The sequence below is a fragment of the Actinomadura soli genome (genome assembly GCF_005889715.1).
GTDB lineage: Bacteria > Actinomycetota > Actinomycetes > Streptosporangiales > Streptosporangiaceae > Spirillospora > Spirillospora soli.
Genome location: NZ_VCKW01000562.1, coordinates 1 through 1,433, shown reverse-complemented (window position 1 = coordinate 1,433; position 1,433 = coordinate 1). Strand labels below are relative to the sequence as shown.

At 72.2% G+C, this 1,433-nt stretch carries 2 protein-coding genes and 1 pseudogene; 1 reads left to right on the top strand and 2 read right to left on the bottom strand.

The annotated features are described in order from the left end of the window. Positions 1 to 104: pseudogene (locus ETD83_RS46345) on the top strand (IS982 family transposase); the annotation flags it as partial. Between the two features lie 268 nt (positions 105 to 372). Here the strand turns inward: ETD83_RS46345 and ETD83_RS41820 are convergent. Continuing rightward, positions 373 to 702 (bottom strand): ParB N-terminal domain-containing protein, encoded by a 330-nt coding sequence (locus ETD83_RS41820; protein ID WP_138650767.1) that lies wholly within the window; start codon positions 700 to 702, stop codon positions 373 to 375. A gap of 97 nt (positions 703 to 799) precedes the next feature. Continuing rightward, positions 800 to 1,433: vWA domain-containing protein (locus ETD83_RS41815; protein ID WP_138650766.1), on the bottom strand; the 634-nt coding region annotated here is incomplete at its 5' end.

Below are 1,433 nucleotides of genomic sequence, written 5' to 3'. Positions count from 1 at the left end.
CGGTACGGGTCGCCCAGCGCATCTTGGCCATGGCCGCAGCGATCTGGCACAACCACCGCACCGGCCAGCCCATCACCCGGTCACTGACCGCGTTCGACCACTGATCACTTCGGAACTACTCGTCTAGCTTCCCCGACGATTGGCCGAGGTCTTGGCCTTGGGCGATCGGTCGGCGTGGCTCGGTACGGTGCGGTCAAGAACGGTGCCGTCAAATAGGGCCTCCGCGCTTTGGCTGACGCTGCCGCACGCGCGACGGCCCCCTGTCAACCCCCGCGTGCGGGACCCTTGGTGTGGCGCGTGGCTCGACTCCCGCCGAGGCCGAGGCGGCCGCCTGGCGCACGCCTTGTTTCCTCGGGTAGTGGGGTGGCCGGGTCACAGTCCGCCGCCTCGGATGCGGCAGGCGCGTTCGTCGTCTGCGTCGAGGTGGATGGCCGGGAGTCGGTGGATGCCGGTGGTCAGGGCGCGGTGGATGCGGTGCCACCCGTCGATCACCAGGGGTGTGTCGGCGTCGGGGATCGGGACGGTCAGCAGTGGGCGGGCCAGGTCGACGGTGGCGGCGTGGTCGGGGTTGATGCGGATCACGGCGCGGGCCCAGGCCAGCGGCCGGATATCAGCGCGTTGGGACTGGTGCCGGGCGGCTAGGCGGGTGGCGGTGTCGATGTCCCATGCCCAGCCGAGCAGGACGAACATCTCATCGGCCACGAGTGCCTCCGTTCAGGTAGTGGTTTGAAGAAGCGCGGGTTAGCGGATGCCGCCCGGTGCGCCCTGCTTCACCGGGGCGCACCGGGCAGCGGGGTGGTCACGCGGTGCGCAGCGCGCGGGCGGCGGCGGTGCCGATGGTGTCGGCGGCGGTGGCGGGATTGGTGAGGGTGACCAGGTGCGCGCCGTTCATGGGTCTGGTGCGGGCGGACAGGGACAGCCACAGCACGGCGCATCCGGCGCTAGTGAGCCGGTCGATGCGCTTTTGCCCTTCGGTGGGCTGGTCGTCTTTGAAAAGGCCGTCGGACACGATGACCAGCAGCCGGGCGGCACCGGGGCGGGTCAGGTCCAGGGCCGAGGTGAGGGCGTCGACGGCCTGGACGAAGTCTTCGCGGGAATCGCGGGCGGCGAACTCGGTCACGGTGGCCGGGGCGCGCCCGGGATGGGTGACCGGACGGACGCGGGAGCCGAAGATGACGGTGGCCGAGACGGCGTCGGGCAGGTGCCCGGCGGCGCGGGCCATGATCCAGGCGGCGGACGCGACTGGCTCGGCCATGGCGTTCATGGACCCGGACACGTCGCAGGCGATGCCGACGCGCAGCGGCGGGGCGGGCACGTGGCGGCGAACCGTTCGGGTGAACGGTTCGGCGGTCGGGATGGTCCCGGCGGCGCGCTGGGCGTCGGCGGCCAGCGCGCCGCGCATGGACAGCCGTCCGGGCGGGGTGGGTGAGGTG